Annotated in this window: 11 protein-coding genes; 9 read left to right on the forward strand and 2 right to left on the reverse strand. The window is 39.0% G+C overall.

Annotated features, from left to right (window positions below):
• Positions 1–46 precede the first annotated feature (46 nt).
• From radA to OK344_RS00305, 3 genes are all read left to right on the forward strand, one after another.
• Positions 47–1,393: a DNA repair protein RadA gene (gene radA, locus OK344_RS00295; RefSeq protein ID WP_265143590.1), complete on the forward strand. Its 1,347-nt coding sequence runs from the start codon at positions 47–49 to the stop codon at positions 1,391–1,393.
• Positions 1,394–1,514: 121 nt separating this feature from the next.
• A complete protein-coding gene (locus OK344_RS00300; protein WP_265142916.1) occupies positions 1,515–1,868 on the forward strand; it encodes a four helix bundle protein in 354 nt (117 codons plus the stop codon).
• 57 nt (positions 1,869–1,925) lie between these two features.
• A complete protein-coding gene (locus tag OK344_RS00305) occupies positions 1,926–2,504 on the forward strand; it encodes an acyl carrier protein phosphodiesterase (protein WP_265142917.1) in 579 nt (192 codons plus the stop codon).
• Here OK344_RS00305 and OK344_RS00310 read toward each other — a convergent pair.
• Complete coding sequence (locus tag OK344_RS00310) at positions 2,501–3,001, reverse strand: DUF6702 family protein (RefSeq protein ID WP_265142918.1); 501 nt, start codon at positions 2,999–3,001, stop codon at positions 2,501–2,503. The two genes, OK344_RS00305 and OK344_RS00310, sit on opposite strands and share 4 nt — an antisense overlap.
• Positions 3,002–3,056: 55 nt before the next feature.
• On the opposite strand from OK344_RS00310, the gene OK344_RS00315 reads away from it, so the two are divergent.
• The 6 genes from OK344_RS00315 to groL all read left to right on the forward strand — a co-directional run bounded on the left by OK344_RS00315 (position 3,057) and on the right by groL (position 11,251).
• Positions 3,057–3,635: a HupE/UreJ family protein gene (locus OK344_RS00315; protein WP_265142920.1), complete on the forward strand. Its 579-nt coding sequence runs from the start codon at positions 3,057–3,059 to the stop codon at positions 3,633–3,635.
• 83 nt (positions 3,636–3,718) lie between these two features.
• Positions 3,719–6,088: a M1 family metallopeptidase gene (locus OK344_RS00320; protein ID WP_265142921.1), complete on the forward strand. Its 2,370-nt coding sequence runs from the start codon at positions 3,719–3,721 to the stop codon at positions 6,086–6,088.
• Between the two features lie 99 nt (positions 6,089–6,187).
• Entirely contained in the window at positions 6,188–8,761 is a 2,574-nt protein-coding gene (locus tag OK344_RS00325; RefSeq protein WP_265142922.1) for a T9SS type B sorting domain-containing protein, read from the forward strand.
• Between the two features lie 145 nt (positions 8,762–8,906).
• On the forward strand, positions 8,907–9,185 hold the full coding sequence (locus OK344_RS00330) for a co-chaperone GroES (protein ID WP_265142923.1): 279 nt from the start codon (positions 8,907–8,909) through the stop codon (positions 9,183–9,185).
• A gap of 28 nt (positions 9,186–9,213) precedes the next feature.
• A complete protein-coding gene (locus tag OK344_RS00335; RefSeq protein WP_265142924.1) occupies positions 9,214–9,567 on the forward strand; it encodes a four helix bundle protein in 354 nt (117 codons plus the stop codon).
• Positions 9,568–9,628: 61 nt separating this feature from the next.
• Positions 9,629–11,251 carry a chaperonin GroEL gene (groL, locus tag OK344_RS00340; protein WP_265142925.1) on the forward strand — a complete coding sequence of 541 codons (1,623 nt, stop codon included), beginning with the start codon at positions 9,629–9,631 and terminating at the stop codon, positions 11,249–11,251.
• Between the two features lie 425 nt (positions 11,252–11,676).
• Here the strand turns inward: groL and OK344_RS00345 are convergent, their stop codons facing one another.
• Positions 11,677–14,103, reverse strand: coding sequence for a hypothetical protein (locus OK344_RS00345; RefSeq protein ID WP_265142926.1), 2,427 nt, complete (start codon positions 14,101–14,103; stop codon positions 11,677–11,679).
• Positions 14,104–14,324 lie beyond the last annotated feature (221 nt).

The following is a 14,324-nucleotide window of genomic DNA, read 5'->3' on the forward strand; positions in this document are numbered from 1 at the left end:
TTGGCTAAAATCTGCGTAATTGAAAAAAAAGCAGGAAATTCGCAACATGGCAAAAGTGAAAACGGCATATTTCTGTCAGAACTGCGGGACGCAATACCCACAGTGGCTTGGACAGTGCAAAAACTGCGGCGAATGGAATACTCTGGTGGAAGAAATTGTAGAGAAAACTCCTGTGAAAAGTTTTACCGACCGCTCCAAGCAGCATATCATCAACATCATCGAAGTTGAAACCAACGAAGAGCCGCGGATTAAAACACCCTCCGAAGAACTGAACCGTGTTCTGGGCGGCGGAATCGTTCTGGGTTCGGTTACTTTAATCGGCGGGGAACCGGGAATCGGGAAATCGACTTTATTATTGCAGCTTGCGCTGAAGATGAAGAAGAAAATTCTTTACGTTTCCGGCGAAGAAAGCGCATCTCAAATTAAAATGCGTGCAGACCGGCTCACAGAACTTCAGAATCCGCATTGTTATCTTTTTACTGAAACTTCAGTGGAAAAGATTCTTCACGAAGCTAAAAAACTGAAGCCGGATTTTGTGATCATCGATTCCATACAGACGCTGCAAAGCCAGCTCATCGAAAGTTCGCCCGGTACCGTTTCCCAAATCCGGGAATGTTCGAATGAAATCATCAAATACGCTAAAGAAAGCAACACGCCGGTGTTTTTAGTGGGACATATCACCAAAGACGGTCAAATAGCCGGCCCGAAAGTCCTGGAACACATGGTTGATGTTGTTCTGAATTTTGATGGCGACCGAAATCATTTGTTCAGACTCTTACGTGCGAACAAAAACCGTTTCGGTTCTACCTCAGAAATTGGGATTTATGAAATGGTTTCCCAGGGTTTAAAAGAGATTAAAAATCCTTCAGAAATCCTCATCACCAAAAAATTTGAAGAACTTTCCGGAAATTCTGTCGCAGTAACTTTAGAAGGAAACCGCCCGATGCTCATCGAGATTCAGGCTCTGGTAAGTACGGCAGTTTACGGAACGCCTCAGCGAAGCTGTACGGGTTTCGATTCGAAAAGGCTTAATATGCTTCTGGCGGTTTTAGAGAAGCGTGCAGGCTTCCAGCTGGGCGCGAAAGATGTTTTCCTGAATATTACCGGCGGCATCAAAACCGATGATCCGGCGCTGGATTTGGCTGTGGTAGCTTCGGTACTTTCCTCCAACGAAGATATTGCGATTTCCGAACATTTCTGTTTTGCGGGAGAAATAGGGTTGAGTGGAGAAATCCGTCCGGTGTCGCAGATCGAACAGCGCATTTCGGAAGCTGAAAAACTGGGCTATGAAAAGATTTTTGTTTCGAATTTAAATAAAATTCCAAAAAAGAAGTTCGGAATTACGATTGTTGAAGTAAGTAAAATTGAGGATTTTCATGAATATCTTTTTTAGAAATAGGATGTTTGGAGGATGGAGTATGAGGTTTGGAGTATCAGTATTAGGTATGAAGAATAAGGTATGTAGTATGAAGTGGTGTTTACAGTACAGAAATAATTTATAAAAAATTGAAGGTATGGGTGATATAGTCCGTGAATTGAGTTTCCAGTTTGCTTTGGATATTATTGAACTTTATAAATATTTAGTTTCCGAAAAGAAAGAATTGGTGATGAGTAAGCAGTTATTGCGATCCGGAACTTCTATAGGAGCGAATCTTCGCGAGGCTAAAAATGCACAGTCGCCGGCAGATTTTATCCATAAAAACGCCGTTGCCCAGAAGGAGTGTGATGAATCCCTGTACTGGCTGGAACTTTTGACAGCATCAGGTTATATTTCACAAAGTAAATTTCAAGAACTGAATGAAAAGGCAACTTCTTTATTAAAGATAATTAAAAGTATCATCCTCACTAAAAAGCAAAATTTAAAATAAACATTCCACCAAACTCCCAACCTCATCATTCATCCTTCATCCCTCATCCTGCAAATTATGAATTTCCTCGCCCATTCTTACCTCACTTTTACCGATGAACAGATTGTCGGGCAGTTTCTGCAGGATTTCATCAGGAACAAAGACCGTTTTTCGTTTCCGGAAAAAATAGGAGAGGGCATCACTTTACACCGCGCCATCGATACGTTTACCGATGCTCATCCGGAAATTCATGAAGCGAAGAAAATATTCAGTCCGTTGGTGAGACTGTATGCCGGTGCTTTTGTGGATGTAAGTTTCGATTATTTTCTCGCCAACTCTATACCTGATAAGGCTTTAAAAGCGCATTCAGAAAAAGTGTACCGCGTATTGAGAAATCACGAAGAATTATTGCCGCCAAATTTGCTGAGAATGCTCGACAGCATGGAAAAAGACAATTGGCTTTATAATTACCGCGAAGACTGGGGAATTGAATTTTCGATCCGGAATGTCCTTAACAAAGCGAAGTATCTGAATAAAAATCTGGCAGTTTTTGAAGTTTTTCTGAACCACAAACCTCAACTTCAGTATCATTTTGATCATTTTTTTCCTGATCTCGTGTCGGAAGTACAGAAAATTAATGCAGAATTCCGTTCTTAGAAGTTCTGGTAAAGATAACGGTCGGGATAATTTAATCTTTGGCTTTTTCGGTTTCCGTTGACAATAATATGAACGATATTCAGCTGATCATCGAAAAGATTATAGAGAAAACTTACCGCAGTTTCCACTTTTTTAGGCTGAATGACTTTATCGGATTCCAGGTAAATATTCACCGATTCGCTGTCTTCTTCGTAGCCTAAATAATTAATTTTTAGGAATTTGTTATTTACTTTGAGTTTTAGGTATTCTTCGCAGTACTTTATCAGATAGTTGTTGATTTGAGTTTTATATTGCTCGGAATTAAAGTGTACCGCTTTGCCGTATTTTTCCTTCAAAGCATTTTCCAGGTCATCCAGAAAGAACTTTCCGCTGATCTCGAACGTTTCTGATTTGGAATTGTAATTAAATTCCACTGAGCCAACGTGATAAGGATGAATTTCGCTTGCTGAGCTGAGGCCGAAAACCGAAAAAAAGAGGATGAAAAATAACTTTTGCATGGTTCAAAAATAGAAATAAATTTTGTATTATCGTGCCGCTAAAAATATGCGGTATATGAATGATTTTTTATTTTATCTGAATCTGGGTTGGGAACATATTATTTCACTGGATGCGCTGGATCATCAGCTTTTTGTATTGGTTTTGGTCGCAGTTTTTGCGGTAAAGGACTGGAAAAACATTTTCTGGATTATCACTGCATTTACCATAGGTCATTCAATTACTTTGGCTTTAAGTGTCTTCGATATCGTACGTGTGCCGGCGAAGTGGGTGGAATTTTTAATCCCACTTACCATTGTCATCACCGCTCTGGATAATATTCTGATGCGCAACAGGCAGAGTAATCTCATGAAAATGAATTTCTATCTTGCTCTGTTTTTTGGATTGATTCACGGGATGGGATTTGCCAACACCGCAAGAATGATGATTGCCAATGAACAGCATATTTTCGTACCGCTTTTAGGTTTCAATATTGGATTGGAGCTAGGTCAGATCGCTGTGGTAGCAGGTATTTTAATCATACAGTTTGTTTTGCCTAATCTTTTTAAAGTTAACCGAAAAGACTGGATTATGTTTATCTCTTCAGGGGTTTTTGCGCTGTCTTTAAAAATGACTTTAGAAAGAATTCCGTTTTAATCTGTAAAAGTTTACAATTATAGTCTGTTTTCTGTAACGATTTCTTAATTTTGATGACTATTGTATCATATCACAAACTAACTATGAAGTTCAAATCCGTCTTTATATCACTTTTTATTCCATTTGGAATTTTCGCCCAGAATATTCAAAACAATCCAAACAGCAATCACGGCAATAAGTTTGAGCAACTCGGCACAATTCTGCCGACACCAAATGTGTACCGCACTGCTTCCGGGGCGCCAGGTCAGGGATATTGGCAGAACAGGGCCGATTATGAAATTACAGCTTATCTTGATGAGGATAAAAGAAATTTAAAGGGCTCAGAAACCGTTACTTACTATAATAATTCTCCCGACGATCTGGATTATTTGTGGCTTCAACTCGATGAAAATGAGCAGTCTTCTATAAATAATGCGGGCTATCATGATTCTTCATTTATCCCCAAACAAACCACTACCGAGCGTTTGAAAGTCACTGATCTGCCTGAAAAAAATAACGGATACGGCGTGAATCTGGAGAAAGTAACCGATGCTTCCGGAAAACCTTTAAAGTATGTGGTGAATAAAACCATGATGCGGATTGATTTGCCTAAAGTTTTGAAAAAAGGTGAAAAATTCGTCTTTAAAATCGACTGGAACTATAACATTCCGAACCGGATGACGATGGGCGGAAGAGGTGGTTATGAATATTTTCCGGAAGATGGCAACGATTTATACACGATCACCCAGTGGTTTCCAAGAATGTGCGTGTACAGCGACTTCAAAGGCTGGCAGAATAACCAGTTCACCGGTAGAGGCGAATTTGCACTCGTTTTCGGGAATTATAAAGTAACGATGAACGTTCCTGCGGATCATATTGTGGCATCGACGGGCGTTGGGAAAAATTTCGAGCAGGTATTAACACCGGCACAGCTGCAGCGTTGGAAGCAGGCACAGACTGCAAATGAACCGCTGGAAATTGTGACTTTAGAAGAAGCGAAAAAAGCCGAAAAGAACAGGTCAAAACAGAGAAAAACTTGGGTTTTCGAAGCAGAAAATGTACGTGATTTCGCCTGGACTTCTTCAAGAAAATTCGTTTGGGATGCGATGAAAGTTGTAATTCCCGAAAACAATAACCAAGTAATGGCGATGAGTCTCTATCCGAAAGAAGCCTATAATCTTTACCGTAAATTCTCTACAAAGGCAGTAGCGCACACGATAAAAACATATTCAGAATTCACGGTGCCTTATCCGTATCCGGTGGCGCAGTCTGTTGAGGCGGCAAACGGTATGGAATATCCGATGATCTGTTTCAATTACGGAAGAACCGAGAAAGATGGAACCTATTCCGAAGGAATCAAAAACGGAATGATCGGCGTAATCATTCATGAAGTGGGACATAATTTCTTCCCGATGATCATTAATTCCGATGAAAGACAGTGGAGTTGGATGGATGAAGGTTTGAATACTTTCGTAGAATACTTAACAGAAGAAAAATGGGACAATAAATTCCCTTCAAGAAGAGGTCCGGCGCACACGATTGTAGATTATATGAGACTGCCGAAAGATCAGCTTGAGCCCATCATGGTAAATTCAGAGAATATTATTCATTTCGGTCCGAACGCTTATGCAAAACCGGCTACAGGTCTTAATATCTTGCGCGAAACCATCATGGGAAGAGAACTTTTTGATGAAGCGTTTAAAACTTATTCAAAACGTTGGGCTTTCAAACATCCTGAGCCGGCAGATTTCTTCAGAACGATGAATGATGCAAGTGGTGAAAATCTCGACTGGTTCTGGCGTGGCTGGTTCTACGGAACCGATGCGGTAGACATTTCCATTGATAAAGTAACTGTGGCTACACCTGATTTTGATGCCGCTCCGAAATCACGGGAAATCAGTTACACTGTCGAAAAGCCTTTGCAGAATGATTTCGAGGATATTTCTAAAATCAGAAACCGAAACGATAAGAACATTGAATTTTATACCGACAAAGACAAGAGCACTCAGGATTTTTACTGGAGATATAACCGCGGAATGGAGAAAGTTGATGACACGAAGAAATATTCCATGAAAGTCGACAATATGGAGAAAGTAAGTTCTAAAGACAAAGCGCAACTTCAGAATGTTATGGCTTACCAGATCGATTTCAGCAACAAAGGCGGGTTAGTAATGCCGATAATTCTTGAATTTACTTTCGAGGACGGGACCAAACTCACCGATAAATCATCAGCCCAAATCTGGCGAAAGAACGAGCAGAAAGTTTCTAAAACGTATTATTTCGATAAAAAACTGAAATCCATTCAGCTTGACCCGATGAGAGAGACTGCGGATATCGACACCTCAAACAATTTCTGGGGCGAAATTCCTGCGCCGGCTTCCAAATTTGAAGTCTTCAAACAGAAAAATGAAGCTGCCGCAAGAGGCGCCGCACAAGGACAGGTAAATCCAATGCAGGCCGCAGGAAAGAAATAATTTTGAAAAAAAACTGGAATTGTTTTCCAGTTTTTTTTTTAATACTTAACATATGTAAATTCTCTTGAGAATAGTATTGCTTAATTTTGCGTATTCCTTATGAGAAAAAAATTATTCAGGTTTCATATAGTACTCTTTACCTTTATATCACTGTGGTCACAGGCACAAGTTATTCGTGTTGCCCCAACGCCAAGTGGTTCTGGTAACGGTTCTTCTTGGGCAAATGCCTCATCGTTACAGAATGCAATTGCAAATGCTTCTTCCAATTCCCAAATCTGGGTAAAACAAGGAAACTACCCGGTTTCTTCCACCCTTTTGGTTTCATTTTCCAACATTTCTATTTATGGTGGTTTTGCCGGAAATGAAACTGCACTCAATCAAAGAGATTGGACCAACAATACCACGGTCTTCAACGGACAAAATACCGTGAAAATTATGCGATTTTCATCCAATAACGGAATCATTGATGGGATCCATTTCAGAAACGGATTTGTCACCGGAACAGTAGATACAACCAATGATGGCGGTGGAGCTTTACGGTTGGCCGGTCATGATCAAATCATTAGAAATTGTACCTTTTTAAACAATAGATTTACAGCAGAAAGAGGTGCCGGAGCAATTTTCATTTGGTTTGGAGGAGGGCAAGTGATCGAAAATTGCTCTTTTGAAAACAATACCCATATCATCACAACCATCAATTCAAACGGTGGAGGTGCTATCCACAATTGGGATGAAGATGTAACCATTCGTAATTGCCGATTTATCAACAACAGTTCCTCCAGAAGCGGTGGTGCAATTTATTCTTGGGGTGAAAATTTCAAAATAGAAGGAAGTAGATTTGTAAATAATCATAGTGATGATAATGGCGGGGCAATTCATATAAACAGTAATGATCTTCTCCTTACCAATTCTTTTTTTAGTGGCAATACAGCCGATGATAGTGGAGGTGCAATTCACAATGACAAACTTTTGAAAGTCAGCAATTCACTTTTCATAAACAACAATGCAAGTAACTTGGGTGGAGCGATTTACAACAGGGAAGAATTAGCCGTAACCAATTCCACTTTTGTGAACAATAACAACACCGCCATCATTCACTCTCGATTTTCTCCAAGCCAATTCTTCAATTCTTCAACCCATATTTACAATTCCATATTTTATGGAAATACACCCAAAGCTGCAGACTATTTTTCGGACATCTCTCCGTCTACTGGTATAAATTCAAATGATGGTAGTGAAAAAGACATCAGACGAAACATCGTTCAAGAATATAATTTAGGAACGAACAATATGATTGGAGTAAATCCTCAATTTGTCAATAACACCAATAATTTTACTCTTCAAACAAGCAGCCCAGCTATTAATGCTGGAAATAACACTCTTTACATTCAGGTATCCCCGACCAATGCTACAGCTTCAACAGATTTGAATGGTAATCCTCGATTATTCGGAATTGCGGTAGATTACGGAGCTTATGAATTGCAGCAAATAATTACACCTTCCGTTCCGGCTTGTACATCAGCAACAATTCCAGCGAACGGTGCAACGAATATTGGCATCGCAACAAACTTTTCGTGGACTGCCGTTACTGGTGCAACTTCCTACACTCTGCAAATTGGAACGGTTTCAGGAACGTGGGATATTTTAAATCAGAATGTTGGAAATGTAACCACCTTCGATTTACCCAATGATTTGAATTATTCTACTCAATATTTTGTCAGAATTATTCCTTCTAATTCGGCAGGATCAGCTTCTGGATGTTCTGTGACAAATTTTATAACCGAGGCGCAACCAATTACTGTTCCAGCTTGTACAGCAGCAACAATTCCAGCAAACGGTGCAACGAATATTGGCATCGCAACAAACTTTTCGTGGACAGCCGTTACTGGTGCAACTTCCTACATTCTGCAAATTGGAACGGTTTCAGGAACGTGGAATATTATCAATCAAAATGTGGGGAATGTCACCACTTTCAATCTTCCAAATGATTTGAATTATTCTACTCAATATTTTGTCAGAATTATTCCTAGAAATTCTGCGGGAAATGCTACTGGTTGTACTGTAACGAATTTTATAACAGTTTATGGTGATGAAGATGGCGATGGCGTGACTGACGACAAAGACCAATGCCCAAACACTCCTTTGGGAATTCCTGTTGATTCAAATGGTTGCCCAGTTTGTTCAGCGCCACTGATGACAACTATTAATATTCAGGAAAATGATGCAGAAATTAGTATTTCCGGAGGTATAAGTCCATTCAACTATCGTGTTGATAATGGTTTGTGGCAATCAACCAGTTCTAATTCAATTGTACTAAATGATTTGGAAGGTGGGCTTCATACCATTGAAATCAATTCAACAGATACTTGCGAAACAATATTAGAGTTCAGTATTATTGAAATGCATAACGTGATTACACCTAATGGTGATGGCATAAATGATGTTTTAGATCTTTCAACTTTGCTTTTGAAGGAGGAACCAAAGCTTATTATTGTTGATCGTTACAGTAATAAAATATTTGAAGGAAATGCGAATAACCAATTCATTTGGGACGGAAAGTTAAACGGAAGACCGATAAAAACCGACTCTTATTGGTTTTACATGCAATGGAAAGAACCAAATTCTCAAACGCCTTCTAAAAAACAAGGCTGGATATTGGTAAAAAATAGATAATTGAAAATCACTCTCGACAAGAGTGATTTTTTTCTGCCAAAATTGCACATTAGTTTAACAGTGAATGACAGATTTTCAGATTACTTTTGTTGGCACTGTTTTAGAGAAAAACAGTTCAGTATTTAATAATTTAAACCTAAAAAATATGTCAGTAAATTTCAAACCATTAGCAGACCGCGTTCTGGTAGAGCCAACTGCTGCGGAAACTACTACCGCATCAGGAATCATTATCCCCGACACCGCAAAAGAAAAACCACAGGAAGGTATTGTTGTGGCAGTAGGTCCGGGCAAAAAAGATGAGCCAACAACTGTACAGGTAGGCGACAAAGTACTTTACGGAAAATATTCAGGTTCTGAATTAAAACTGGATGGTAAAGATTATTTAATTGTAAAAGAAGGTGATCTATTGGGAATTGTTGGGTAAAAGCAGTAAGCAATAGGCAAGAAGCAGGATGCGAAACTACAGAAAATATGAGGTTTGGGAAATTGGTCATAAATTAACTAAAGAAATTTATCTTCTTATTTCAAAATTTCCGAAAGAAGAAATCTACGGATTAACTTCTCAGATTCGAAGAGCATCAGTTTCAATTCCTACCAATATTGCAGAAGGTTGCGGACGTTTAACCGACAAAGAATTCGGAAGGTCTATTGATATAAGTATCGGTTCGTTAAATGAAACAGAATATCTTTTATTCTTATCAACAGAATTGAATTTCATCTCAGAATCAGAATTTGAACCAATTGCAATTCAATTGAATCTTCTCCGACAAAAATTAATTCAACTCAGAAAAAAATTATTAGAATAAAAACCAGCGGTTTTGCATTAGGCTTCCTGCCTCCTGCGTCCCGCTTAAAGCATTAAAAAAAATGGCAAAAGAAATAAAATTTGATATCGAATCAAGAGACGCCCTGAAAAGAGGCGTGGATGCATTGGCTAATGCAGTAAAAGTAACTTTAGGTCCTAAAGGCCGTAACGTTGTCATCGAAAAATCTTTCGGTGCACCACATGTTACTAAAGACGGAGTTTCCGTTGCAAAAGAAATCGAACTTGAAGACCGTGTAGAAAACATGGGCGCACAAATGGTGAAAGAAGTGGCTTCCAAAACCAATGATATTGCAGGAGACGGAACTACAACAGCAACTGTTTTAGCTCAGGCAATCGTTCGCGAAGGTCTGAAAAACGTAGCAGCAGGCGCTAACCCAATGGATCTGAAAAGAGGAATCGATAAGGCGGTAACTGCTGTTGTTGAAAACCTTAAATCTCAGTCTCAGGCAGTAGGTGATTCATCAGAAAAAATCAAGCAGGTAGCTTCTATTTCTGCGAATAACGACGATACCATTGGTACTTTAATCGCTGAAGCGTTCGGAAAAGTAGGTAAAGAAGGGGTAATTACTGTGGAAGAAGCAAAAGGAACTGATACTACAGTAGATGTAGTTGAAGGTATGCAATTCGACAGAGGTTACCAGTCTCCATATTTCGTGACCAACCCTGAGAAAATGGTTGCTGAATTAGAAAATCCTTATATCCTTTTGGTAGAGAAAAAAATCTCTTCAATGAAGGAATTGCTTCCGGTTTTAGAGCCGGTTGCACAGGCAGGAAAATCTCTATTGATCATCTCTGAAGAAGTTGAGGGCGAAGCTTTAGCGACTTTAGTAGTGAACAAATTAAGAGGTTCTTTAAAAATCGCAGCGGTAAAAGCACCGGGATTCGGCGACAGAAGAAAAGCAATGTTAGAAGATATCGCGATCCTAACAGGCGGGCAGGTAATTTCGGAAGAAAGAGGCTTCACTATGGAGAATGCTACTTTGGATATGCTGGGAACTGCTGAGAAAGTAACCATCGATAAAGACAATACAACCATCGTAAACGGTGCGGGTGAAGAAAGCCTCATCAAAGGCCGCGTAAGCCAGATCAAAGCACAGATGGAATCTACAACTTCAGACTACGACCGCGAAAAACTGCAGGAAAGACTGGCTAAATTAGCTGGTGGCGTAGCCGTACTTTACGTAGGTGCCGCTTCCGAAGTTGAAATGAAAGAGAAAAAAGACCGTGTTGATGATGCCTTGCACGCAACCAGAGCTGCCGTTGAAGAAGGAATTGTTCCCGGAGGTGGTGTGGCATTGGTAAGAGCCATTTCTGCAATTAACGTAGAAGGCAGCAACCTGGACGAAACTACCGGTATCAAAATCGTGAAAAGAGCGATCGAAGAGCCGTTGAGACAAATCGTAGCCAACGCAGGTGGTGAAGGTTCCGTAATCGTAGCTAAAGTATCAGAAGGAAGCGGAGATTTCGGTTTCAATGCGAAAAACGACGAGTATGTTAACATGTACGAAGCAGGAATCATCGACCCAACCAAAGTGGTGCGTGTAGCGTTAGAAAACGCAGCTTCTGTTGCAGGCATGCTCCTTACCACAGAATGTGTAATCACCGAAGTGAAAAAAGACGAACCAGCAATGCCAATGGGCGGCGGTATGCCGGGCATGATGTAAGTAGTGCCGTAAGCCATAAGCTTTAAGCGATATGCTTTTATGCGTACAGCATACAGCATACAGTAAAAAAAACATCCGTTCAGAATTTTCTGAGCGGAGTTTTTTTTGTAGCCGGGAACCTGCTCTTCGCTATTACTCCTCGCTCAGCCGCTCCGCTTCGCTCCGCGGCCTCACTGTGGGGTAGCCGCTGCGATCAGGGCTAAGGGGTTCGGGATTCCAAATACAACTTTGTCAAAGTTCAAAACTTTGACAAAGTTTTTACCACAGAAAATCCCGGTTAAGTGATGAACCGGGATTTTTTGTTCTTAGTTTAAAAAAAAGAGACCTGAAAATAACTCAACCGGTTAAACGAGTCCGGCAATTATTTAAAGTTCTCCTCTGCAAAGATCGAAAATATTATTTCCCGCTCTTCCGGTTGGCAGTTCTTACTTTAAAAATTCGTACTCGTAGATTTTTGGTGTAATTTTTTGTGCGAGAATATTTAATGACCTTCGTAAATCACCAATAAGTTCAGTATATTTTTCATCAGAGCTTCGGGAGTTCATTCTTCCCTTATCATTTCTGCCTTGAAAATACTCTCGGATGTCGTACAGAGAAGCATTTACATTGACATCGGGTTGTGAGTGGTAGTATTTCCAAAGTTCCCGGCCTGCATCAAAAACTGCTTTTGCTTCATCAGAAAACTCACGTTTTGTATTATCATATACGCCAATCTGTAAGTGTTCTGCAAATAATTTTTCATCTGCGGTTACAGCTTTTAATTTACCGTTAATAAAATCGGTCATAAAACTACTTGCGAATTTTTCACTGGCATCAACTTCCATTTCCGTAAAAGGAATCCAATGATTAATTCCAAATAGGCTCTGAATATCATTATTAAAAAGAGTATAAGTTAAACAATCGTTATGAAATTCATTATCTACTTTCCAGTTGTCATTCGGATGAAGAAATTGATCTCTGTCATTTAACCATGTTGCTGGTATGCAGTGTCTGACCGCATAATATATTGATGACTCTATTAAATTCGATAATGCAATCGGTTTAAAATATGTAGATGTTTTATTTTTTTTGGCTATCTCAATGAAAATACCATTTTGGTTTTGAAAATCATTACTGTTGCATGCTAGAAACCCAATCTCACCTACAATATTATTCCAGGTAGGGCGAAGCCAGTCGTTTATATATTTTTCATTATTATAGCTAAATATTTTCTTCTGGTCTATAAACTCGCCGTTTGCATTATATACATCTGCTATAATTTCTTCAAACCGTTCTTTCTTCTCACTGTCCCATATGAAAAATCCGATTGGAAATTTTCCCCTAACATTGTCAAAAGTGTCAGCAGGAACTAAAAAAATTTTTTCGAGCTTCGCTCGAAACATTTCGCGAAATTCAATGAAGTAGGAAGATTGCAAATTTTTCAAAGTTGAAAAATTTGCAATCTTGCAAGTAGGAATTTCAGAATTTATTCTCATAAGAAATTGCACATATAGCTCTCTTTTAGAAAATGTACTCATTTTGTCGAACAACTTTTTATGAATCATTGTTTCATTTGAGACTCCTGCTTTCGACTCCTTATGTTTTGTACTTCCTGTTTCCGCGTATGGAGGATTTATATATATTACTAATTTTTTACGCTTCTCAGGATCGTTTATAATATCCTGTAAACTTTGGGGTAGTTTAGTAAAGTCATCATTTAAAAAATCAAATTGAAAAACATGACTTTTCAAAAGGTTTGCGCCATGTTCAATACGCTGCTGCATAACGCTTACATCTGCTTGATCCAGCGTACTTGCATAAATGTTATATTTATTGGTTAAACCTGCCAGTAAATTGCCCGTACCTGCAGCACAATCCCAAACATAGTATTCATCCTGCCAGTTTTCGCCCAAATAATCCGTTATATATTTTTGAGATAATTCTACCCACTTTCTGGGTGTGAAAAATGCCCCTTTGCGTTCTCTGATGTCTTGCGGAACTAATAAGTCTCGCCGCTCAATAATATAGCTCTGAAATTCCTTTATTGGCGGTCTTTTATATCGTTTCCAAAATTGAGAATAGGTTTCTTTATTACGAATAGTAATCGTAGCATCAAACAATTGGCGGATATTCTCCTTTGCAATCTTATAGCCTTGGTTCTGAAAGATAACAAACAGATTACTTCGTATACTTTGGTCATCCTCAATTTTATTAGTGTCTTTATCATCTACAAAGAGGTCGGCCAGGTAAAAATCGCTGTCCAGAATATTGGCTTTTCCTAAGTCCTCCCAATTAACATCGATAATTGGCTTCACATACTCAAGCCATCTTAGATATATTGGATAGAAGTTGTTTTTACCAATCTTTATTTTGCTTACTTGCGATGCTTTTGCAATATTGTTTTTAATAAAGGTTTTTAATTCCTTTTCATCTTTGCTATAATAGTAAACGTAGGAATGCTGGCCAAGAGTTTTCTCGATTCTTTCTTTTATTAGTTTGAATTCTTTAGTGTCATGATTACTGGGCGTAACATTCCAGTTAAAATCATTCATGTAAAAAATATCCTGAATATTGAGATATGGAAGGAATGCAATTTTTTTAAAATCAAACGCTCCTAAAAAGGCGGGTGGAATAGTCTTGTCAAAGGTTCTAGCTTTTCCTATGGTTAATATAAGTTGAACAAACATTGTCGTTAATGCAAAGTCACCAGTTTTTGCTTCAGCCCAGAGAAGTGGAATTCTTTCGAACAAGCTAGCCTGCTTTGGAAAAACACAGAAATCAATGTTTCCAATGATTTCTGTCGTGTCATAGTCATTAAACCAATCGGTTCCTACTTTATTCTTTAATTCTTCTTCTCGTATGCCTTTATACATTATTGTGTAGTCTTATTAATAAAATAAATTTTACTGGAATTTTGCCATAGCGTAAAGATAATTATTTGCCCCGAACCGCCCAAATGGACGCCAAGCCTCCAAATTTTCGGTCTTCAACCCCAAAAATGAGGCTCGGAACCCCAAACTTGCGGTCTTGAACCCCAATCTTGAGGCTCTGCGCCCCAAAAATGAGGTCTCGAACCCCAAATTTTAGCCACGGA

Origin of the sequence: Kaistella yananensis, from assembly GCF_026107505.2 — a bacterium.
Taxonomy (GTDB): Bacteria; Bacteroidota; Bacteroidia; order Flavobacteriales; family Weeksellaceae; genus Kaistella; species Kaistella yananensis.